Here is a 21,705-nt window from a genome sequence, read left to right as displayed (position 1 = left end):
AATCAGGGCTTGGTCTTGTTGGGTGTACTGGCGGCTCTCTCCCTCCACGGTATGATGCGCATTGCCCATCACACGATGAAATTGGTCGTTGTGTACCTGGTGGTGGTTGTCATTACCTATCTCAGTCACACAGTCGTTTTCTACCTCGGTGTGCCAGTCTTTTTGTGCGTGTAAATACACTTGCTCACTGCCCGATTGGTCTTCGAACGTGAGTTCGTTGTAGCCCTCGCCTTGGTGGCTTTCACTGCGCCAAACCGTCTTGGTTTTGTGTGCCGGCAAGGTATAAGGCGGCACATTGGTCGCATGATACGTGCGGCCGGTGATAATCGGTTGGTCCGGGTCACCGTGTAAGAAGGACACAATCACTTCATGGCCAATGCGGGGTATGGCCATCATGCCGTATTGGCTACCCGCCCAGCCTTGAGCAACACGAATCCAGCAGCTGCTTTTGTCATCGCCATTGGAATAACGGTCCCACGGGAAGTGGACTTTCACCCGTCCGTGTTCATCACAAAAGATTTCTTCGCCGTCCGGTCCCACCACGGTGCCTATCATAGGACCATCCACTTGAGGTTTGGGCGTGGGGGTTGCACGCCACGGGGTAGTGGCAGGGATAAGCATAAACTGGTTGTTGTAGGTGGTGGCCCCTTGGCCGCCCTCTTCTTCCAGTGCTTGCGGTTGGCTGCCTTGGTGGTGCACCCGCACCACTTGCCACGCTTGGTTGACGTCCTCATCCAGATGGTCGCTGATGGTAAAGCGATAGCCCGCCCGTAATGCCGGCTCATTGCTTTGCCCGTTGGCATGCTCGGCTTCACGGCGTAAGTACTCGAGGCGGGTTTGGTTAAACGCCTGCCCGGTGGTGTCGTCTTTAAAACGGCCCGGGAAGTCAAAGTGCTCGTAGCTGTCGGTACGCTGGTAATCAATGCCATCGGCTTGCGCGGCTTGTTGGAAGCTGTAGCTTGGCTTTTTAAAGCTGTAGTCTTTTAACGCCGTGTGGCTAGGGCGAGCCGCAGTGTGGCGTGTAAGCCCATAGATATACGGGGTATCGGTACGACCGCCGCTGACAGCATTATAGGGCACAGGGCTGTCAAGCTGGGGCAAGCTGTCGGGCGCATCGGTCACTATCAGGGTATGGGTGTTGGCATCGTGCTCATGGTGATACACCAAGCCTTCTTCTGCCGCTAAGCGGTGGAAGAACGCCAAGTCACTTTCACGGTACTGCACACAGTATTCGCGCTCGGCATAGTCACGGGTTAGCGAGAAGCTAACCTCCGTCACCCCCATTTCCGTGAGCAGGGTTTCTAGAATAGTCGGCACGGTTTGGTGTTGGAAGGTGCGACTGTTTTGGCGAAGCGACAGACGATACAAGGCAGGCACCAAGGTTAAGCGGTAGCGGGTAAAGTGATGACCAATGTCACCTTGGCTAAAGGCACTGGCAATGCCCTGCACCCGTTTGACCAGCTCGCCGTTGCGCCACAGCGTCAGCTGCACCGGCTTGTCGACCACTTGCTCTGGCGTGATGTCGGTATGGCGGCTCGCCAAGGCCACCTCATACTGGAACCCATACACCGGATTGCCATTCAGGCCAGCTTGGTGAGAGAGGCACTCATCCCCTTGGTAGTCCACCACCACGAACGGTTGCGGGTCTAGCCCCGCCACGGTTAACGCTATTTGCAATGTCGCCATCTGTGTATCCTTCGCCCTGCTTGTTTACCCTGATACGTTCAGCCAGACCCTGCCGTCTGGCTCAACGCACCACAGCCCGCCCGTAAAGGCAGGCTGTTTGTGTCTTCATGTCGCCATGAAAGATTAGGCTTCGATAGGCTTACGCCAGTCGTCTGAGCCTGAGGTGCCTGCGTTAACGTGGTCCCACGTGATTTTGCGGTAAGACATCGACACCGTCAGGTTCTGGGTGAAGTCTGACTTCGCCGGGTCTTGGCAATGAGGCATCTCGCAGTGAATGTCCACAATCGAAGCGCTTTCCAGCTTGGTGGTAAAGAAGTTTTCTTGTTTACCTTCAATCGACGTGCGGTACCACTTTAGCTCGACCGTTGACATCTTCTCACCTGACGCCAGTGCGTTATAAAGCAACGGCACCGCTTTGTTGAGCGCAACGGTGAATTTAAATGGCTTGTGCACTCGTTGGCCTGATGGCTGACCAGACTGAGGGTCAGTCGGTACGGTCACATTGTGGTCAAACTGTTGTACCAGCATCTCGTCTTCGTGGCCTTCTACAAAGGCATCACCGATAGAATCCGCGGTGCAGGCACCGGCAGTAATCAAACCCTGAGTTTCACCTTCAATCGAGATATAACATGGCGTTGGCATAATCGCTCCTTTCTAATTAATGGAAGAGGCTTTCTATTCGGTGCCTCTGTTCGCCATCCCATATAGCGAAATGCATGCCAGCTTTTTTAACCCTAAAATTCAGTACGTTACTCTCTCACTGACCAATTTTTTGCACGCCACAAGCAAGTTTTTGCTCGGCGAGGCAAGAAGTTGCTTTACGGTCAGATTAACGATGAGTCAATATGGTTGTCATATCTAAATCGGCATTTTTGAAGCCAGATTGTGTTGTCGAGAAACACTATATTGTCGATAAACAGCTCGGGGAGATTGTCAGGAAATCATCAAGATCGCTGTTTTCGAGCCCAAGTCACATAATCTTGGATGACAGGTTCTGCGAGCAACAGATCAAGCGTGTGGTAGGAGCGGCCTAACTGCTTTTCACTAAATTGACGATGGATAAATGCATGGCAACGTCGGCATACCCAGATACCATGCTCGCGCATGTAGGTACGGGAAAAGCGTTTGGTAAACCACTTATTGTTATGGCAGGTTTTCGGGATCAGGTGATGGAAGGTCAGTGGGCGTTGGTGCTGACAAATCACACAGGGTGTTGAAGAAGGTGGTGGCATTGGTATCGAGTGATAGAGCAACGAATGAAGGGGACATCACCCAGGCGACGTCCCTTTCAGCATCAAGCCAGCAACTTACGCGAAGTTGTCACGCAAGTATTCAATGATATCGTCTGACTCATACATCCAGTGCGTCTCACCGCCTTGGTCGATACGCAGACAAGGTACCATGCCTTTGCCGCCTTCGGTTTGCAGGCGCTGCCACTCTTGTGGATTCGCATTCATATCCACCAGCGGGATATCGAGCTTTAACTCCGCCATCACCGCGCGAACTTTATGACAAAATGGGCAGTGCTCTTTGTGATACAAGCTTAGTGCGTTCAAATCAGCCATCATGTTTCCTTTTTGAAAAAGCGGCCATGGGTGTGCCGCTGTTTACTGTCATTATTTATCCCTAATGATGGCATTGAAGGCGGTATTGATGCTAGTCATCAACTCGCTTTGTTGGCACTAAATTGCGACAACCGCTCGACGAGTGTACGGGTTTCATCAATGAGACCACTGATCTCTGACGCCGATGCGGTGGTTTTTTGTGCCAGCGCACGCACCTCGTCCGCTACCACAGCAAATCCTCGGCCCGCATCCCCTGCCCGGGCAGATTCGAGCGCCGCATTGAGGGCGAGTAAGTACGGTTGAAATCAATTCAGCGCTTTTTGGTAACAGACACCATCGATATTTTGCCCCGCGACACGGGCGATATTCGATACCGTGCCACACTCAACAAAGCCATTGCGTGTTAGTACGGTTTGAGAAGCAATATTGGTGGTCGCAGCCAGAGCATGCAGTGTATTTAGCCCATACTCACGTGCAACATCTAACGCATATTTGACCGCGCGAGAGGCCACGCCTTTACCAGTTTGCTCCTCAGCAATGCGATAGCCTAACGACCCTGTCCCTGATACCGCATCAATTTGACTGATATTAACGCGACCAATAATGGCTTGGCTCGCATCAGTAATCAGCATGGGTATGTGTTCGTTTTGCGCGTTAAGTATAAGCAGTGACTCAATATGCTCAGCAACGCCATCGAGGCTATAAAAAGCGTCTCCGCGACTATCAACGAAGGTTTCAAAATAGGTTCGATTAGTCTGCTCAAACGCGAGTAACGCCTCTCGATCGTGGGTCGTAAGAGGGCGCACTAACAGTTGCATAGTCTCTCCCATCAGTCAGGTCCATGTTCGAATTGTTTCAACGCTTCATTGGGCGAGTGCCAAGGCGCTTTGGACGCAGTATGAATGTGAAAATCCGGGGCGTGGCGCGGTGCCGTATCGAGGATGCCAAGCCGAATATTGAGCAGCCCTTTCTTCACTTTATGTGAAAACAAACTCGCCCCACAGTGCGCGCAAAAGGCAAGTTCGGTTTCGTCACTTTTGGGGTAATAGCGGATATCTGACGCGCCCGACACAATCGCCACTTTACTCTTTTCAATGCCACCCACGGATGAGTAATCAGCGCCAGTAAATTTGCGGCACTCAGAGCAATGGCAATTCCCCATATAAAGAAATTCATCCGGAAACGAGAGGTGTATTTTTCCGCACAGGCAGCTCGCTTTGAGTGTTGTCATCAACTTTATCCTTGTCCAACGAATTTAACGCCAGTGTATAAAAACACTGGAGGCAAAGCGAACGTTATTCCTGATAATGCTGATATAAAACAATTATTTAATGTCCTCCTTACTCTTTGCTCGCGAGTGAGCCTTGGCAACATAACACTATTTACACTGTAAATAGCGCTCATCACCTGTCTCCATCCTGAACAAAAGGTGACTTTGCTCACATAATTATTGCGATTTTATGAATCCCGCCGTAATATCCGTCGCGACGGACATATTAATGAGACTAACGTCACAGTTGTGCCGCTAGCGTTTCCCCATCGGACGGACTATTTGTATTCGAGCATCTGAGGTTGATATGAAATTGGCACAGGTTTCATCCCCCGTTCGGACCGTGTTTCATGGTGCCGGGCAATTCCTAGCCATTGCGCTTTATTTTGCGGCTATCGCTGGCATTATTCATTACAGCGTCGCGGCCCATAACGTTGCCTCTGAGGCGTCATTGATTGAGCTTTCCCAGCTTATTTTATTGGCCGCGTCCGTATTTACTTTTCGACGTGTCGCGTATGTGAATCGCGCGTACAGCTCGGCTGCGTCGCTAATGAGTGCCTTTTTCTTAGTCCTAATGATCCGTGAGCTTGATGCAACATTAGATGTGGTTTTCCACGGTTTTTGGAAAATACCAGCGCTCACCGTCACGGCACTGGCTCTCTGGCCAGCAGCCAAAAACTGGCGTGAAACGGCTGAGAGTCTGGCAAGGATCGTCACATCTAAATTCGCTCCCGTACTGATGGTCGCCTTAGCGCTGTTACTCGTTTACTCGCGTTTGTTTGGCATGGGCGTGCTTTGGGAGCAAGCGATGGGCGCCAATTACGTGCGTGATGTGAAAAGCATTGCAGAAGAAAGCACTGAGCTGATGGCGTATGCCATGATTTGGCTCGCGGCACTCGGCTATTGGTTTGAAGCACGTCGTGCCCAAACGATCGTCGAGACGCAACTCTCTCACTCTGTATCTGAGAACGATCTCCCACTGTAACCGCAATAAACCTAAGCGGAATAAGCGACACAAAATGTAAGCGGCCAACTGGTCGCTTTTTTTATGTTTGCTTAAACACCAAACTGATGAGCTAGCTAGACGACCATGTCGGCGATAGTCGACACCCCGGCTTAATGCTATTATTAGTGCGAATAGATTAAGGAACTCATATATGGCTAAGTCGTTTTTCGCCTTGTTGGCGTTGTTATCATTTTGTGTGTATGCCCAACCCGAGTCCGACATCCCAGCTAACACGGGCCAAGTGGTGACCGAAAAAAACGAGTCTATTTGTAAAACCACCTTTAGTCGCGAGATGTTCAATCAGCAGATGACATTTAGCGATCAGGACAACGACAAAAAAGTGCGCCGTATTGCGGAGCGAAAAATTGCGGCGGCACGAGAGGCGTTTGCGGAAACCGGTAGCTACTGTGACGCGGCTGATGTACTCCTTACCTTTGAGCCCAAATCGCTATCCAGTAAAGATGGTGACGCACAGTTTCGAGAGTAAGTCATCATTTCCCACCTTATTCATTTGGCGTAAAAACACACAGAAATCAGACTGTGTTAGACTGCTTGCCAACATTTATTCGGGCAAAACATAAGACAGTTATGAAAAAAGCACTTTGTCTCATTGCATTAAGCGTGATGCTATCCGGCTGTGATAACAGTGAGGTAGGCGATGTGAGTTTAGGCATGTTCACCATGAAAGACATCAAACTCAATCACTTGGTTGATCCTATCGTCACCGGCGTTACCTGCCATGTCGCCTCGGTAGAAGCCGACCTCAGCTTTGCCGATCCCAGCGACAGTGCAATCTCTTGCCGACAAACCGGTGAAATTACACCCGAGATGATCGCGCAGATCGATAAAAGCGATTCTGGTGAAGTGGTGTTCCGTAAATCAAAAAGTATCTTCTTTAAGTCTATGAAGATCCGTCGTATTTACGATGCCAAAAACCAAACTTTGATGTACCTATCCTATTCAACCAAAGAAACCTCAGGCAGCTTTAAGCATAGCTTGTCGACCGTCCCGCTATGGGGTACCAAGGCGTATCAACTCTCGCCGCAAAAAGGCTAACAATTCACTGAATAAGCGGCTACCATAGCGGGCCAATAGACTAAAGATGCTCGCGATGAAAACGGTAGAACCTCGTATCGAGGCGTGGTTAGATGAAGTGGTTATCGGTTTAAACCTGTGTCCCTTTGCAGCCAAACCACGCCGAAATCAACAAATCAAAATAGATATCTGCACCGCGTGTGACGATGCAGATATTCTCGAAGCCGTATACCAAGCACTCACCGACTTGGCGCAGACAGATCCGGCGATCACAGACACGACCGTTCTCGTCGTCCCAAACGCACTCCATGATTTTGAACATTATCTCGATGTGCTATCGATGGCCGAGAACCTTATCGATCATTTTGGTTGGCGAGGGACTTTCCAGCTCGCCAGCTTTCATCCGCAATATTGCTTTGCTGGCTGTGAACCTGATGATGCAGAGAACCTCACCAATCGTGCGCCTTATCCCTGCTTTCATTTGATTCGTGAAGACAGTATGTCGCGAGCACTCGCACATTACGGCCAGGATCCAGAGGCGATTCCGGCGCGCAATATCGCCTGTGTCTCTGCACTCACTGCCTCTCAGCGAGCCGCGTTGTTTCCGTGGTTATCCACTGACGAAGACGCATAAACGACGCGCGTTTCACCCAAATCGCACTCCCCTAAACGCAAGGCTAACTCGTCCCCATTAGCAAGGGGACCGACCCCTTCCGGGGTGCCGGTAAATACCACATCCCCAGGACGTAGCGGAAAGGTGTCACTCATATGAGCAATAAGCGACACGACCGATGTCATCATGTGTGCCGTATGGCCTTGCTGTCGGATTTCGCCATTGATCGCCAGTGAAAAGAAAACATCGTCCCAATTCTTTGGGGTTGCCACAAAGGGGGTTAACAGCGCGCTACCCGCAAACGCCTTCGCCCTCTCCCACGGCAGCCCCTTTGCTTTTAGGTAACTTTGTTGATCACGTCGCGTTAAATCCAGTCCCAACGCCATGGCCCCCAGACCAGATTGTACCTCCGACGGTGTTGCCTCATACAACGGCTGGGTGATCAGAACTGCCAGCTCGGTTTCAAAATGCACCGGCGCAAACTTCTCTGCCAACGTCAGAGAGTGACCGAGCGGTTGGATCGCGCTTGGCGGCTTGATAAAAATCACCGGTTGTTCTGGAAGCGGGTTATTGAGTTCCGCCGCATGCGCCGCGTAATTTCGCCCGACACAATAAACCTGTCCGACTGGGAGTGCGATCACATTCCCGTTTATCCATTGGTGTTGATAATCCATACCCTTGTGATTCCTTGTCGTTTAAAAGTCGATCCCTGACCAATTTTGATAACGAATTAATACAGATTGCAAGACACAGTTGGCATTTCAAAGGTCGCTGACTTGTTGATTTTCAACTCAGCGCTAACGATAAAGCGAGGCACAGAAGGGAGCCACTATGGAGCACTTTAGTTTAGATGAACCAATTGCCTGCGTTATCTTTGACTGCGATGGCACCTTGGTTGATTCAGAGAAACTTTCTCACCAAGCCTTAGTTGCTACATTTGCGTCTTTCGGCGTGGCAATTGACTTGCAAGAATCATTGGATCATTTTGAGGGTGGCAAACTCACCGACGTGTTGCGCCAAACCTGTGAGCGCTATGCCGTGCAACTTCCTATCGATCAATTAGAGCCAAGATACCGTGTCTTATGCCACCAGCTGTTTGAACAATCTTTACAACCCACCGCAGGTATTGAAGAAGTGCTAAAAACACTGGCCTCCCAAGGCATTGAGATGTGTGTTGCCTCCAATGGGCCGACCGAAAAGATGGCGCACGCGCTAACCCTGACCGGCTTAATGCCTTATTTTGAAAACCGACTCTTTAGCGCCTTTGATACCAACAGCTGGAAACCTGCGCCAGACTTGCTTCATTATGCTGCCATGAATATGGCATGCCCATCCCAACAGTGCATCTTTATTGATGATACCAATCGGGGCATTCAAGCGGGTATTAATGCCAACATGCGCACCATACATTTTAATGCCAACCCAAACGCGCTCACCACGACCCACCCATTGGTGCACCGCGAATACTCAGCTGAGGGGCTAAAGCAATTATTTTCAAAGGCGTATGTAGCGATCTCACCTTGAATGGCTACTTAGCGCAATCGCATGTTGGCGCCACCATTCTTCGTCGACGCGAATGGCCTGTAATTGACCTGCTCGCTCAATCAACCAATGCCGCTCCAATTTCAATGCGGGTGTACCAACCGCCACATTGAGTGCCGCCATCGGCGCCCCTTCTAAGGCTTCCCAACGGCTGGTCCAGTGACATTGATGAATGGTTACATTGGCAGACAATTTCTCGCTCATCGTCTGCTGCTGATATTGTGGGTAGTAGTCAGGTTGTAAGTAAGTGCGAACATACCCCACAGGTACGCCCACCGATGAGACAATGCCTTCTGCTTGATAAATCGCACTAAAGGGTGGCAGTTGCATCTGTTGGCTCATTTCTGCACTGGCTAGCGTCGTTGTTTCTTTTTGAATAGCAAACTGTCCGCCTTGAGCGGCGAAATCAGTCGTCCAGTCCATCAGGTCACTGGGGTTATACCGCCAAGGGTTCGGCGCAATAAACCAACCTCGGCGATCAAGCCGATAGATACGCCCTTCTGCTTCTAAAACCGCGAGTGCTTCACGCAAAGTGACGCGCGTCGTGTGGAAAGCTTCCGCTAACTGCCGCTCTGAAGGCAGCTTTTGCCCGGGGTCGAGTTGACCACTGTTGATTTGCTCTAAGAGTTGCTGGCGGATCGCCATAAACTGCATCATTGAATTAATACGCCTAGCCAAGGTTTGCGTTTCTAATGTGATCTTTCTCAACTTGCCTATTAAAACCTGACCTCAAGGTGCCAGAACTAGACATAGGTTAAGATAGAATCGCCAGTCTACTTGGAATTGCAAACAAGAACAAAAGATGTGCCAACGGATCAAGCAGGCTTTATCAAGGATTAGACCATGCCATACATTCACACTTTTCGTGTGTAGTTGGCTATTCGTTTCTCTCGGCTTGATGACCCCAAGTCACGCCGATGATAACCAGCTATCCGATTATTTTATCGAAACGTGGACCTCTGCAAGTGGCCTGCCTCACAATAGCATTAACGCGATTGAACAAACCACAGATGGCTACCTGTGGTTCGCAACGTGGGAAGGTATTGCCCGTTATAACGGGCTGGAGTTTGTTCTTTTCGATCGTGGCCCCAAAACCCAAATGCAAGATTCCGGCACACGGGCGTTGGCGGTTGGCCCTAAAAATGAACTCTACGCGGGTGGCGCGCGCGGCAGTGTCGTGATGCGACAAGGGTTTTCATGGCACGCTTTACCGACCGCACCTAGTTTGGTGAACGATATTCTGCGTGACTCTGACGGCGGTCTCTGGCTCGCTATCGAAGGCATGGGTGTTGTCCATTACACGGCTGAACAGCTGCAAATGCCCACTCCCCAGCCTACTCAATTTATCGAGACAATCAGTAGTTATCGTCTCGCGTTAGCGCCCAACAAGCATATCTATGCCGCCACAGAGAAAGGGGTTTATCTCTTATCGGCACAGCAGGGTGCCACACCCATCTCTCATCATAACCTGTTCGAAAAAGTGTTCTACGTTTCCACCGCTAACGATGGTGCTCTCCTCGTCGGCTCTGAGCATGGCGCTTGGCGATATCAACAACAGCGGTGGACACCACTCGATGGCGCCTTGCTTAACCAAGCCGTCACTCTGGTAGAGCAAGACAGTCAGGGGGCTTATTGGTTTGGTACGCTGAGTCGTGGCGTCGCCCACCTGAGCGATGGCGAACTCGATTTTCTCGACAATCATCGAGGGCTGCCTAACAACCGTATTTTATCTTGGTTTGAAGACAGCGAAGGCAGTATTTGGATTGGCACCAACGGCGGGGTAATGCGTTTACGTTATGCCCCATTTGTCACCTTGACCGAAGACCAAGGGTTGGCAGGAAATTATGTGCGTACCGTCTTAGCAGGCAAAAACCATCAAGTCTGGGCGGGTGCGAGTGAAGGACTTAGCCAGATTGATACGCAATACGGCAGAGCTCGAACGCTGGCGGATAATGTGTCGGTGCTCAGTCTTGCTCACCGCCGTCAAGGTGGGCTCTGGGTGGGCACCTACCAGCAAGGACTCCAGATTTGGCAAAACGGCACGCTGCATACGCCGCGCGGCATCAATGGTCACTTGCCAGATGATGAAGTCCGAGCAATTTTAGAGATGCCTGATAACACCTTATGGGTTGGCACACCTCGCGGACTAGCGAAACTCAACCAAGGGAATCTAGCCCAACTTTATGATAGCCAAAATAGCGATATGCCCGGCAGTTATGTCATGGCATTAGCGAGCGACGAGCAAGGTAAAGTTTGGGTCGGGACTGGACGCGGGGTCAGCTATATTGAAGGGGGTCGATTACACACACTTGATCTCTCAAACCAAGAGCGCGCTCAGTACGTCTTCGGCTTTTATATTGAGCCGGGATTTGTTTGGATGGCAACTGACCGAGGTGTGATTCGTTACTCGCAAACCGATGGCAGCCTCGCACTTGTTGGCCGTCCGCAGGGCTTACCGATCGATAAATTTTTCCAAATCATCAAAGATGATAGCAATAATTTTTGGTTGTCCAGTAACCGTGGTATTTGGCGCATTAACCATCAACAAGCGCATCAAGTGGCCGACGGTACACGCCAACGCATCGACTTTGAGCACTATGATCAAAGCGATGGCATGGCGAATAACCAAGCCAATGGCGGCTCGTCACCCGCAGCGACGATAACACCAGACGGCTCCTTACTGTTTGCAACCGCCAAAGGCGTGGCCAGTGTAAGTCCGGAGCGGATTGCGCGATTGCTCAGTCGCCCACTGCCTATCGTGATGCAACAAGTCCAATTTGATGGCAAGGATATTAACCCCGAAGCCAATGACATCGCGCCAGCGGGTACCAATCGCGTTCTCTTTTCTTACGCGGCGCTCGGCTATTCGATGCCAGAACAAATCCAATATCGCACCCAATTGGAGGGGTTTGAGCTTGATTGGGCCTATCGCCACGAGAGTCATGATGCAGAATACACCAACCTGTCACCGGGGATTTATACCTTTAAAGTGAGTGCTCGCTACCCTTATGGGGAGTGGAGTGACGATGTATTGCGCTACCAGTTCACTTTAGAGCCTTCGCTGTGGCAACGTTCGGACATACGCGCACTTGGCTTTTTCCTTTTTGTCAGTGCGGCGTACGGCATCTTTTTATGGCGTATTCAACGCTTACAACAAAAGCAATTGCACCTGGAAGCACTCGTCAAAGAGAAAACACAGGCGCTGCAAGCGCAAGCCGATGACTTTGAACGGTTATCCAAAGAAGACCCTCTCACCGGGCTCGCAAATCGTCGTGCGTTTGATGAATATTGGCATCACGCCTTTGACCAAGCACGTGAATCTGGCGAGCCATTGCAGGTCGCGATTCTGGATATTGACCATTTCAAGCGTATTAATGATCATTACTCCCACTTAGTGGGCGATCTCATTATTCAACGCGTCGGTGCGTTTTTAAATCAAGAACAAAAATACTTACGCCATGTGGCGCGCTGGGGAGGCGAAGAGTTTACTCTGCTGTTTGCTGGCAGCGTTGCCGACGGATTCAGCTATTTTGACCACCTGCGCCGCCAAATCGCAGCGCTAGACCTGTCTGATATTGATGCCACGCTCTCGATTACGGTCAGCATTGGCATGGCGGGTAATCAGCAAGCCAGTGACTATATCGATGGCCTTAAGCGTGCCGATCAGGCGCTGTACAAAGCGAAACGCGATGGCCGCAATTGTGTCCGCCAAAGCAAGAGTGAAGCAATTGCTTGGTAGAGCGATGAGATCTAAAAAGGGAGCGTTTGACGCTCCCTTGTTCATGGTTCATTGCAGTCTCACGCCATCACGATTAAGGCATGGTATCTAAGCTTTTCTCGTATCCTTCAAATTGCTTAGAGACTGACTCGCTTGGACCACCGGTCAGTTTGCTGACGATGATCGCACCTAGGCCGGCCAAGAAGAAGCCAGGGACGATTTCATACAAATCATAAATGCCACCCGACATCTGCTTCCAAACGACCACGGTGATCCCACCAATCAAGATGGCAGCGAGTGCACCATTACGGTTCATTCCACGCCAGAAAAGGCTCAGGAGCAAGGCCGGACCGAAGGCGGCACCAAAGCCTGCCCACGCATAAGAGACCAAGCCGAGTACCGAACTTTCAGGATCCATCGCAAGACCCAGCGCAATCGCAGAAAGCAGGATCACAGCACCACGACCGACCATCACCACTTCTTGTGTGGACGCGTCGGGACGGAATACTTGCTTATAGAAATCCTCTGCCAGTGCCGATGAAGAAACCAGAAGTTGTGAATCGGCGGTACTCATGATCGCGGCCAAAATAGCAGCTAACAGAATACCTGCAATGACGGGATGGAAAGCAGCATTCACCAACAGCATGAAAATTTTCTCGCCGTCTTTCAGATCAGCAGTCATGTCATTTTGTACGTACAAAATCCCAACCAAACCGATCAGCACCGCACCAAACATCGACAACGCAGACCAACCCACCGCGATACGACGCGCTGTGGTGATGTCTTTGTTTGAACGCGTCGCTTGGAAACGGGCCAAGATATGAGGCTGACCAAAGTAACCCAAGCCCCAAGCGGCCAGTGAGATGATGCTAATCCACGTCAGCGGCTCACCGTTAACATCGCGCCAGAGTGTCATCAGCTCAGGATTGATCGCGGCCACATCATTGCCCAGTTTGAAGACACTGCCATCCATAATAACAAAGGGCACAATCAGTAGGGCTGCCGCCATTAATAGCCCTTGAACCAAGTCGGTCCAAGAGACGGCTAAGAAACCACCAAACAAGGTATAGGACACAACACAAATCGTGCCGATCACAACCGCGGTAGTGTAATCAAAGCCAAAGACGGTAGTAAAGAGTTTACCACCCGCCACCAAGCCTGAACTGGTGTAGAAAAGGAAGAAAAGCAAAATGAAGAAGGCCGAGATCGTTTGCAGAAGCTTTGACTTATCTTCAAAGCGACGCGAGAAGAACTCAGGCAATGTCAATGCATTGTCGACTTCAATACTGTACGTACGCAGGCGCTTGGCACAAATCAGCCAGTTGAGGTAGGTCCCCAACAGCAAACCGCCTGCTAACCAAAGTGATTCCATTCCAGCCGCATAGGCATAGCCAGGAAGGCCAAGCAGCAACCAACCACTCATATCTGACGCACCGGCCGACAGTGCCGCAGGCCAAGGACCTAATGAGCGGCCACCGAGAAAATAATCCTCGGAGTCGGAGGTACGTTTATACGCATATATACCAATGACAAGCATCAGTATGAGATATGCAAGAAACGTGGCACTGATGGCATAGCTATTGTCTATCATATCTGTCCCTCAATTACATGGCCCCTTCCGGAGCCATCTCTGGAAAGTTAATGTTCACCACTGCCGAGTTCCAGAAGCGTGGCATTACCACCTACAGCAGTGATATTAATTGTGCGAGTGCGCTCGGTCACAAAGCGCAGCACATAGTCAGGCGCGCCGATAACCGGATACAGCTGGGTATCGGACTCTGCGACCAGTGCTGCAATCACACCCTGTCGTTGTGCAAATTGACGATTGACATCACGTACGTGTGTAAGCGTGCCTGTCGTCGCTAAACCCACAATATTGGGATGCGCCAAGAGCGGCGCGTTGGTATCAAGGTCAACACGAATGGCAACCCTGTCCGGACACCCAGCTTTGACCAAATCGGCCAGCACGGCATCCGCCATATCGGTGTGAGTGCCCTCTACACTCACCACCACACAATTACCTGCCACCAACGCAGCTGCTAATTGCCCACACAGTGCGACATGCGTCAACGACGCATCACCTGTGATAGCAAACGTCCCGCGACCAACGGTATACAGCTCGTTGGTTTCGCCGGTTGGGCCAGGTAACTCGTGTACTTTATCGAGCAAACGCTCGGCATTATCACACTGAAATCGAATCATTTTTGCTGCGTCTGCAAAGGCTTCACCTCGTGCTGACACTGTGTCAGACCAACGCTGCAATAGCGCGACACGGCCTGCGACACCTTGATCGTTCCAGTCTTCCCATACCGCTTCACATTGCTCAATGATGCTATTTAATTGGTTCATTTTTCTCTCCTGATCCTTTCAACCGACTTATTGGGCATTCACCGTCGCTTGAGTAAAGCGATACAAGTAATGCGGGCCACCCGCTTTCGGGCCAGTGCCCGATAAACCACGACCGCCGAATGGCTGAACGCCAACCACAGCACCAACTTGGTCACGGTTGACGTAACAGTTACCAACGCGTGCACGATGTTCAATGTGCGCACAGGTGGTTTCATTACGGCTATGTACGCCCATCGTCAGGCCAAAGCCAGTACGGTTAATGTCATCAATCACCTTGTCCAACTCTTCAGCGCGATAGCGCACAATGTGAAGGATGGGACCAAAGTGCTCTTCACTGAGCTGATCGATGCTCCGGATCTCAAAGGCCGTTGGCGGCACAAAGGTTCCTTGGTCACACTCAGGAGAGAGCGCAACTTGCGTGACTAACTTGCCACTGCGTTTCATTTGTTCGATATGCGCGAACAACTTGTCCTTCGCGGTCTGATCTATGACTGGACCAACATCCGTCGACAGCAATTCTGGGCGGCCAACAGACAGTTCAGCCATTGCGCCTTTGATCAAGGTAATTACACGATCGGCGATATCTTCTTGGATATAAAGCACGCGAAGCGCTGAACAACGCTGGCCTGCCGACGCAAATGCTGAGCGCAATACATCACGTACCACTTGCTCGGGTAAGGCGGTGCTATCGACGATCATGGCATTTTGACCGCCGGTTTCTGCCACCACAGGCACAGGGTCGGCATCTCGCTCTGCCAGGGTACGCGTAATACGCTGCGCCGTTGGCGTCGAGCCCGTAAAGGCCACACCCGCGATACGCGCATCTTGCGTCAAGGGAGCGCCAACCACAGGCCCACTACCCGGCAAGAGTTGAATAACGCCCGCAGGGATCCCCGTTTCAAGCAACAACTCGATAGCGCGGTAAGCAATGATCGAGGTTTGCTCTGCAGGCTTAGCAACCACTGTATTCCCAGCAACCAGAGCGGCACTCACTTGCCCCAAGAAAATCGCCAATGGGAAGTTCCATGGGCTGATACAGGTGAAGACACCGCGTCCGTGATAGCTCACCGATTGTTGGGTACCATCAAAGCCTTGGTAACTAAACGGAGCCGCCTGGAGCTCCATCGCTTGCTGCGGGTAGTAACGCAAGAAGTCAACAGCCTCGCGCACTTCATCAATACTATCGTGAATAGTCTTCCCTGCTTCTCGGTGACATATAGCCACCAACTCGCCTAAATTCGCTTCCAGTTTATCAGCAAGGTCAAGTAAGTACTTACCACGCTCGCTCACATCGGTTTTTTGCCATTCAGGGAAAGCTCTCGCCGCATTATCCAGCGCTTGGTTAACCTGATCAGCCGTGGCCCAATCCACACGCCCGACCACTTCGTTGCGATCATAAGGAGCATGCACAGGGTGGCTATCACCTGATGGTCGTTCGCCATTCACAATCGGGCCGGCTTGCCATTGGTAATCTCCCATAAAGGGCGCGACACTATCGGTGAATGGTTGCCATTCAGACGCAATGTCCGTTGCAACGCCTTGTGAGTTTTGACGGGTCGGTCCGAAAATCTCACTCGGCAGCGGAATACGATCATTGTGCAACGTCGCATGCCCTCGCAAGATATCGACAGGGCTGGCAATCAGATCCTCAATAGGACAACGGGCATCGACGAGACGGTGAACGAAAGAGCTGTTGGCGCCGTTTTCTAACAGACGGCGGACAAGATAGGGCAGCAAGTCTTTGTGGCTACCCACTGGTGCATAAATACGTACATCACTATTAAATAGGCCTTTGGCATGGTTATACAAGGCGTCACCCATGCCATGTAAGCGTTGGAATTCAAAATCCTGATGGGTCGCCATTGCCGCAATCGCCGCGATAGTATGCGCATTATGACTGGCAAACTGAGGATAGATGAGGCCACGCACGTGATCGCTCAGCAAGAAACGCGCACACGCTAAATAGGACACATCGGTGGCTTCTTTACGGGTAAATACCGGATAGCCATGATGGCCGGTTTGCTGACACAGTTTGATTTCACTGTCCCAATACGCACCTTTCACCAATCGCATTGGGATCAAATCACCTTGTTCTTTCGCCAGCGCCGCCAGCCAAGTGATAACAGGTAACGCACGTTTAGAATAAGCTTGGACGACGAGACCAAACTTGCCCCACCCTTTGACGGCATCGTCACGATAGAGTTTTTCAAACAAAGCCAGAGACAGCTCTAAACGATCGGCTTCTTCGGCATCGATGGTGATGGCGACATCTTTTTCTCGTGCACGTTTAAGCAAAACCAATACCGTCTCAAACATTTCTGTCATCACACGATCTTGATTCGCGACTTCATAACGTGGATGCAGCGCAGAGAGCTTGATGGAGACTGACGGCGACGGTCCTGAGTAGCTCGATTTTGCCGCGCCAACCGCATCAATAGCCTGTAAATAATCATCGAGATACTTGCGCGCATCATCGGCCGTTAGGGCCGCTTCTCCCAACATGTCAAAGGAATAGGTAAAGCCTTGGCTACGCGGCGTCTCACCGTTTTTTAACGCCTCGTCGATATCACGGCCCAGCACAAATTGGTGACCCATGATTTTCATCGCTTGATGCATCGCTTGACGAATCACAGGCTCAGAGAGCTTATTCACTAAACGATTGATCACAGACGCAGGTTTTCCTTCGGTGCTCTCATCCAAGGTCACCACTTTGCCCGTTAGCATCAGCCCCCACGTTGAGGCATTCACAAACAGTGAGTCAGAATGACGCAAGTGAGCTTTCCAATCGGCAACGCTGAGTTTGTCACGGATGAGTGCATCGGCGGTATGCGCGTCAGGAATGCGCATCAGTGCTTCTGCTAAACACATCAGCAAAATACCCTCGCGCGTGTCTAGGCTGTATTCCAGCAACAACGCATCAATCATTTGCACGGCTTTCTTATCCGCACGAACTTGTTCAATGAGCTTGGTCGCCTGGCGGCGTGTTTGTTCACGCTCTGTCTCTGACGGCTCAGCAAGAGGGATCAATTGGGTTAGCCATTCACTTTCATCAACACAGTAAAGTGGCGATATTTCAGACCAAATCTGCGCTAGCGGACGCTCGATAAACGATGGCTGCATAGCATCGATGGCTTTAAACATAGTGGTATCCTCACTCACGTCCTTCCCAACTTGGGCAGGAAAATGTTACGTCATTGTTACTTGGCGATCGATTCTATGCGGGGTCTATCGTCAGGGTCTTACAAAAAGCTCCGGCATTATTGCAAAATCCTCCGGTAATTAACAAACAAAGCTGTCGATCGCCATGCCTCCATAACAAATAGGACGCATGACGACGATAAAAATAGGCACGAGATCGCGTTGTGAACAAACGCTAAGGAGTCAACTTAAACTTTGCGGGTGAAACACCAAAATAGCGTGAAAACGCGTTGGTAAATCCGCTCTGACTAGAGAAACCGCAACTATCGGCGATTTGTGCCATCGTCAAATCACTTTCTTTAATCAGTTGCTTCGCCAACGCGAACCGCTTTTCCAACACATATTGATGGGGAGTCATCCCGACTTGTTCTTTAAACAGCTGATGGAATTGGCTTTCTGCAAGAAAAACACTACCAGCTAGCTGGGCGACGGTAATCTTACGACTCATATGTTGGTGAATATAGCGGTCAATGATATCCATGTTGAGCCGATGACCATCTCGACGTGGCGAAATATGGTCACGAAAATGGCGATGCAACACACACATCAGAGTATCGGCACACGCCCGACTGAGCAGTAAATCGGTTGGATTAGCAATCATTTCTGCCGTTAACGCTTTAATCAAGGTCTGAGCCTGAGTGTCGAGCTGAAAATACGCATCACGTTCAAAAAGACGAGCGATATTGTCATGCATCGACGCATGCCCAACCCATTCTTGATACGGTAAGTTAATCACCAGTATTTCGTTGCGTCCCACACCGGTAAAGGCATGCTCTTCAGATTCAGTTACCAAGCACCCCTGTCCCGGGCCAACGAGGCTTCCTCGCCCTCCGACATCAAATTCCGTTTGTCCTTGCAGCCCTATCACCACTTGTTTGTAATCGTGGCTATGGTGCAATTGCTGGCTGGGTAACGCTATCACTTCAGACACTTTCGGCGTCTTTGCCATTGACCGTCACTATCACCGTTAACCTATGTCACATTATTCTGTCACGATTATCAGTAGCACGCGATCATCATCTTTCGGAACTATGATCAAGAACCTCTATTTTTACGGGCGATGTCATTTGGACCGTAAAAATGCGGAAGATCCCTCATTTTTGATTAAGAGATCAGCGTAGAAGAACAAAAAAGACAAGAAAACAATGACAGTGTCTGTTGCTAAGCTACTGTCTATAAAGCGGTTAAAGGCGATGCGATGAGAAAGCTCTCTGCTTGATCATCGTTTCGAGGCGATCAACGGCGATCTTAGCCTTGATCATGGTTCCGTCACACGCGTCGTCACACAATCTTATTTGAAGCGCGGCGGCGCTTGAGGTAATCTCGCGTGGATATTAAAAACAATAAACACAGTTGCACCGATCACGTCGCAGAATGCTGACTGCCGTCAAATAATTAACACGGTTTGCGTGGCAACACTGGTTTCCGTGATAGTCTACTTTTTGGACATAGGTATTATTATTGCGACACATGCGTAAGCAAGGGAACTATGACAACGAAATACATAAAGGCGCTATGTTTAGCGCTCCCTCCCCTACTGCTAACCGAGTTGGCGTTCGCTGAAAAYGCGTCTTCCGCGGATAACATCGATCCGGTCAGTGAGTTGGTTGAGAAACTTCGCGCAAAAGAAGATGTGCTGGAGTCTCAAAACGATGAGCTGGCCCTGCAGCAGGCGAAGMTCGATGACCTTTTAGTTAAACGCGCCACGCTAGATGACCAACTAAGTCAGCTGCAACGCGAGCGTAGTGAGGCTAAAGCCCAGCTGGACGCCAAGTTTCAAGACTTGATAGCTGACCCAAGTACCGACATCGGTCCTTATCAGCAAGCGTACCAACAAGCCTGGCAAAAGGTTAATAACCATCAACAGGAACAAGCTGCGAACGAATCAGCGATTATCGAGCAGAAAAAGTTGCTCGCGCAGCAAGWACGCCAGCAGGCGTTATTAGCCACCACGCTGGAAAACCTGCACGAGGCCATGCGTGAAGCACGAGCTGAGCGCTTGCGTAAAGAGTTGACGCAAAAAGACACCATTGAGGTTGTCCACAGTGTGACTTGTGCGCCCAATATGACGCTTGCCGCTTGTGCCAATCAAGGTAAGACCTTGACAATGCAACAAGCCATTCGCGAATTCCGTGGCCAAGTCACCGACTTTGTAACCGAATCGGCGGCGGTGAAGCAAAACATCGATAAAGTTGCTTTCAACATTCACGTCACCAACAGTGAAGTGGTTGATGCAGGGTTTACCGGTGGCACCGACTACACCACCCGTATTAAAGCGGAACTAGTCAGTCGTCCGGGTAAAACAGCTGCCTGTCGCTTGTTAGATTTGGAAGATCGCTACTGTGTTGAAACCACACAAGCACAGCAGCAAGCCAAGCATAAGCAACAAGCAAAACGCTGGGTCAATGTCACCGTTCGCTCCAACCGTTATGACGACAGCGTTAAAATTAACGACGTGTCTTATGGCAGCACACCTGTTGAGCTGATGCTTCCTGTTGGCACCCATGAACTGACGGTCAGCAAGCCTGGATTTATGCCTTATAGCCGCGAGGTTTATCTGGGTAAAGATCAGGTCGTATGGGCCAAGCTCGAAGAGCAACCCAATCGTCCACCTAGCCCGGGAAAAAAGTTTACTGACCCTGTGTCAAATAACCTTGAAGCCCCGCAAATGGTGGTAATTGGGGCAGGTGAATACAAAGTAGGCCCAGACGCACGCGAAAACGTTGCGGTGCGTCACTCGTTCGCGATTGGCTCTACGCCTGTAACCGTGGCGCAATTTGATGCCTTTGTGAATGCGACCGGTTATGTAACCGCTGCAGAACAAGGTAATGGTTGTAATATGCTGGTTAGTGGTGAGATCAGCCAAAGCTTGGAATCAGATTGGCGTCAGCCAGGCTTTGACCAAGCCGCAGATTCACCCGTTGTTTGTGTCAATAAGAAAGATGCCAACGCTTATACCAAATGGCTAAGCCAACAAACCGGCCATAACTACGCACTGCCGAACGATGTGCAGTGGGAAGTGGCGGCCCGTGGCGGCACAAACAGCGATTTCTGGTGGGGCAACGAAATTGGAGTCGGCAACGCCAACACAGGCTGGAGCGGCACCGTGTGGTCAAACACACGAACCTCACCGGTTAAAAGCTTTCCGCCCAACCCCTTTGGTGTCTATGACACGGCCGGAAATGTCTGGGAATGGGTAAGCAGTGAAGAGCCAATCGCCCGCGGTGGTGCTTGGAACTTTTCACCGCAACGTGCTCGCGCATCAGAGCGCTTGGACGTCGGTGAAAATATGAGTGCTAATTACCTTGGTTTCCGCGTGATCAGAAAAATCTAGTCTGATAAGCGATAGTATCTAAGTCCCTTAAAGCCGCTTTCTCAAGCGGCTTTTTTCTGCTTACTTCATCGGCAAGCACCATCAGCACAGTACTATCTACCGACGTACCACGACTGTCTATAACCCAAGCGAACCAACAACAGAATAATACACTGGATAAGTAAGCGTTTATCAGTTACTTACACTTTGCAATATACGTTGATCTTAACCACAATCTTTAAGTAAAGTCACTTTATCTTGTGTCAATGGGGCAAATCCCCCCTACCCAACGTCTAGGCTTCTGGATATAGTGGCAAGCGTAAACAGTATTTGTCCCGATAAATGCTTTTACGTAAATCCTAACACTGTTAGGTGCAGTCAACGATAACTAGGGCGGTCAACAACCCTCA

The 21,705-nt window shown here is 50.5% G+C and carries 19 protein-coding genes and 1 pseudogene; 8 read left to right on the top strand and 12 right to left on the bottom strand.

Annotation, left to right across the window (positions count from 1 at the left end; genetic code table 11):
• The coding region (locus tag BZJ19_RS02295) for a type VI secretion system Vgr family protein (protein ID WP_077674484.1) at positions 1–1,686 on the bottom strand (1,686 nt) is incomplete at its 3' end.
• Between the two features lie 123 nt (positions 1,687–1,809).
• The gene (hcp-2, locus tag BZJ19_RS02290; protein ID WP_069590456.1) at positions 1,810–2,328 is read right to left on the bottom strand and encodes a type VI secretion system effector Hcp-2; all 519 of its coding nucleotides are present in this window, start codon (positions 2,326–2,328) and stop codon (positions 1,810–1,812) included.
• A 425-nt stretch (positions 2,329–2,753) separates the two neighbouring features.
• Here hcp-2 and BZJ19_RS17090 point away from each other — a divergent pair, with 425 nt between their 5' ends.
• A complete protein-coding gene (locus tag BZJ19_RS17090) occupies positions 2,754–2,903 on the top strand; it encodes a hypothetical protein (RefSeq protein WP_157891151.1) in 150 nt (49 codons plus the stop codon).
• A gap of 90 nt (positions 2,904–2,993) precedes the next feature.
• Here the strand turns inward: BZJ19_RS17090 and BZJ19_RS02280 are convergent, their stop codons facing one another.
• From BZJ19_RS02280 to BZJ19_RS02265, 4 genes and pseudogenes are all read right to left on the bottom strand, one after another.
• Positions 2,994–3,251, bottom strand: a complete 258-nt coding sequence (locus tag BZJ19_RS02280; RefSeq protein WP_077662721.1) for a glutathione S-transferase N-terminal domain-containing protein — start codon at positions 3,249–3,251, stop codon at positions 2,994–2,996.
• Between the two features lie 122 nt (positions 3,252–3,373).
• Positions 3,374–3,553: pseudogene (locus BZJ19_RS17235) on the bottom strand (methyl-accepting chemotaxis protein); the annotation flags it as partial.
• Positions 3,554–3,556: 3 nt separating this feature from the next.
• Positions 3,557–4,069, bottom strand: coding sequence for a GNAT family N-acetyltransferase (locus BZJ19_RS02270; RefSeq protein ID WP_157891150.1), 513 nt, complete (start codon positions 4,067–4,069; stop codon positions 3,557–3,559).
• An 11-nt stretch (positions 4,070–4,080) separates the two neighbouring features.
• Positions 4,081–4,482 carry a GFA family protein gene (locus BZJ19_RS02265; protein WP_077640655.1) on the bottom strand — a complete coding sequence of 134 codons (402 nt, stop codon included), beginning with the start codon at positions 4,480–4,482 and terminating at the stop codon, positions 4,081–4,083.
• 346 nt (positions 4,483–4,828) lie between these two features.
• Here BZJ19_RS02265 and BZJ19_RS02260 point away from each other — a divergent pair, with 346 nt between their 5' ends.
• From BZJ19_RS02260 to BZJ19_RS02245, 4 genes are all read left to right on the top strand, one after another.
• On the top strand, positions 4,829–5,506 hold the full coding sequence (locus BZJ19_RS02260) for a hypothetical protein (RefSeq protein ID WP_077674481.1): 678 nt from the start codon (positions 4,829–4,831) through the stop codon (positions 5,504–5,506).
• Between the two features lie 172 nt (positions 5,507–5,678).
• Entirely contained in the window at positions 5,679–6,014 is a 336-nt protein-coding gene (locus tag BZJ19_RS02255; protein WP_077674480.1) for a hypothetical protein, read from the top strand.
• 101 nt (positions 6,015–6,115) lie between these two features.
• The gene (locus tag BZJ19_RS02250; RefSeq protein WP_077662717.1) at positions 6,116–6,583 is read left to right on the top strand and encodes a CreA family protein; all 468 of its coding nucleotides are present in this window, start codon (positions 6,116–6,118) and stop codon (positions 6,581–6,583) included.
• Positions 6,584–6,629: 46 nt separating this feature from the next.
• Complete coding sequence (locus tag BZJ19_RS02245; RefSeq protein WP_235608128.1) at positions 6,630–7,196, top strand: DUF1415 domain-containing protein; 567 nt, start codon at positions 6,630–6,632, stop codon at positions 7,194–7,196.
• Here the strand turns inward: BZJ19_RS02245 and BZJ19_RS02240 are convergent.
• Complete coding sequence (locus BZJ19_RS02240) at positions 7,148–7,849, bottom strand: fumarylacetoacetate hydrolase family protein (protein WP_077674478.1); 702 nt, start codon at positions 7,847–7,849, stop codon at positions 7,148–7,150. The genes BZJ19_RS02245 and BZJ19_RS02240 overlap by 49 nt on opposite strands.
• 157 nt (positions 7,850–8,006) lie before the next feature.
• On the opposite strand from BZJ19_RS02240, the gene BZJ19_RS02235 reads away from it, so the two are divergent.
• Complete coding sequence (locus BZJ19_RS02235; RefSeq protein ID WP_077674477.1) at positions 8,007–8,699, top strand: HAD-IA family hydrolase; 693 nt, start codon at positions 8,007–8,009, stop codon at positions 8,697–8,699.
• Here BZJ19_RS02235 and BZJ19_RS02230 read toward each other — a convergent pair.
• Positions 8,691–9,374, bottom strand: coding sequence for a GntR family transcriptional regulator (locus tag BZJ19_RS02230; RefSeq protein WP_077674476.1), 684 nt, complete (start codon positions 9,372–9,374; stop codon positions 8,691–8,693). The two genes, BZJ19_RS02235 and BZJ19_RS02230, sit on opposite strands and share 9 nt — an antisense overlap.
• Positions 9,375–9,582: 208 nt before the next feature.
• Between BZJ19_RS02230 and BZJ19_RS02225 the strand changes: the two genes are divergently transcribed.
• Positions 9,583–12,456 carry a ligand-binding sensor domain-containing protein gene (locus BZJ19_RS02225; RefSeq protein ID WP_162274208.1) on the top strand — a complete coding sequence of 958 codons (2,874 nt, stop codon included), beginning with the start codon at positions 9,583–9,585 and terminating at the stop codon, positions 12,454–12,456.
• A gap of 73 nt (positions 12,457–12,529) precedes the next feature.
• On the opposite strand, the gene putP is transcribed toward BZJ19_RS02225, so the two are convergent.
• The 4 genes from putP to BZJ19_RS02205 all read right to left on the bottom strand — a co-directional run bounded on the left by putP (position 12,530) and on the right by BZJ19_RS02205 (position 18,931).
• Positions 12,530–14,026, bottom strand: a complete 1,497-nt coding sequence (gene putP, locus BZJ19_RS02220; protein ID WP_077674474.1) for a sodium/proline symporter PutP — start codon at positions 14,024–14,026, stop codon at positions 12,530–12,532.
• 47 nt (positions 14,027–14,073) lie between these two features.
• A complete protein-coding gene (locus tag BZJ19_RS02215) occupies positions 14,074–14,784 on the bottom strand; it encodes an aldehyde dehydrogenase family protein (RefSeq protein WP_077674473.1) in 711 nt (236 codons plus the stop codon).
• 27 nt (positions 14,785–14,811) lie between these two features.
• Positions 14,812–17,925, bottom strand: a complete 3,114-nt coding sequence (putA, locus tag BZJ19_RS02210) for a bifunctional proline dehydrogenase/L-glutamate gamma-semialdehyde dehydrogenase PutA (protein WP_077674472.1) — start codon at positions 17,923–17,925, stop codon at positions 14,812–14,814.
• A 232-nt stretch (positions 17,926–18,157) separates the two neighbouring features.
• Positions 18,158–18,931: a helix-turn-helix transcriptional regulator gene (locus tag BZJ19_RS02205; RefSeq protein ID WP_069586778.1), complete on the bottom strand. Its 774-nt coding sequence runs from the start codon at positions 18,929–18,931 to the stop codon at positions 18,158–18,160.
• Positions 18,932–19,471: 540 nt separating this feature from the next.
• Here BZJ19_RS02205 and BZJ19_RS02200 point away from each other — a divergent pair.
• Positions 19,472–21,316: an SUMF1/EgtB/PvdO family nonheme iron enzyme gene (locus tag BZJ19_RS02200; protein WP_077674471.1), complete on the top strand. Its 1,845-nt coding sequence runs from the start codon at positions 19,472–19,474 to the stop codon at positions 21,314–21,316.
• Positions 21,317–21,705: the final 389 nt, after the last annotated feature.

The organism is Salinivibrio proteolyticus, from assembly GCF_001996165.1.
Taxonomy (GTDB): domain Bacteria; phylum Pseudomonadota; class Gammaproteobacteria; order Enterobacterales; family Vibrionaceae; genus Salinivibrio; species Salinivibrio proteolyticus.
Note: the sequence above shows the minus strand (reverse complement) of the source record. Positions and strands in the feature narration are given on the sequence as shown.

Excerpts from the sequence above, each read along its gene's own strand:
- hcp-2 (WP_069590456.1), bottom strand. The coding sequence starts at position 2,328 with ATGCCAACGCCATGTTATATCTCGATTGAAGGTGAAACTCAGGGTTTG.
- BZJ19_RS17090 (WP_157891151.1), top strand. The coding sequence starts at position 2,754 with ATGGCAACGTCGGCATACCCAGATACCATGCTCGCGCATGTAGGTACG.
- BZJ19_RS02280 (WP_077662721.1), bottom strand. The coding sequence starts at position 3,251 with ATGGCTGATTTGAACGCACTAAGCTTGTATCACAAAGAGCACTGCCCA.
- BZJ19_RS02270 (WP_157891150.1), bottom strand. The coding sequence starts at position 4,069 with ATGCAACTGTTAGTGCGCCCTCTTACGACCCACGATCGAGAGGCGTTA.
- BZJ19_RS02265 (WP_077640655.1), bottom strand. The coding sequence starts at position 4,482 with ATGACAACACTCAAAGCGAGCTGCCTGTGCGGAAAAATACACCTCTCG.
- BZJ19_RS02260 (WP_077674481.1), top strand. The coding sequence starts at position 4,829 with ATGAAATTGGCACAGGTTTCATCCCCCGTTCGGACCGTGTTTCATGGT.
- BZJ19_RS02255 (WP_077674480.1), top strand. The coding sequence starts at position 5,679 with ATGGCTAAGTCGTTTTTCGCCTTGTTGGCGTTGTTATCATTTTGTGTG.
- BZJ19_RS02250 (WP_077662717.1), top strand. The coding sequence starts at position 6,116 with ATGAAAAAAGCACTTTGTCTCATTGCATTAAGCGTGATGCTATCCGGC.
- BZJ19_RS02245 (WP_235608128.1), top strand. The coding sequence starts at position 6,630 with ATGCTCGCGATGAAAACGGTAGAACCTCGTATCGAGGCGTGGTTAGAT.
- BZJ19_RS02240 (WP_077674478.1), bottom strand. The coding sequence starts at position 7,849 with ATGGATTATCAACACCAATGGATAAACGGGAATGTGATCGCACTCCCA.
- BZJ19_RS02235 (WP_077674477.1), top strand. The coding sequence starts at position 8,007 with ATGGAGCACTTTAGTTTAGATGAACCAATTGCCTGCGTTATCTTTGAC.
- BZJ19_RS02230 (WP_077674476.1), bottom strand. The coding sequence starts at position 9,374 with ATGATGCAGTTTATGGCGATCCGCCAGCAACTCTTAGAGCAAATCAAC.
- putP (WP_077674474.1), bottom strand. The coding sequence starts at position 14,026 with ATGATAGACAATAGCTATGCCATCAGTGCCACGTTTCTTGCATATCTC.
- BZJ19_RS02215 (WP_077674473.1), bottom strand. The coding sequence starts at position 14,784 with ATGAACCAATTAAATAGCATCATTGAGCAATGTGAAGCGGTATGGGAA.
- putA (WP_077674472.1), bottom strand. The coding sequence starts at position 17,925 with ATGTTTAAAGCCATCGATGCTATGCAGCCATCGTTTATCGAGCGTCCG.
- BZJ19_RS02205 (WP_069586778.1), bottom strand. The coding sequence starts at position 18,931 with ATGGCAAAGACGCCGAAAGTGTCTGAAGTGATAGCGTTACCCAGCCAG.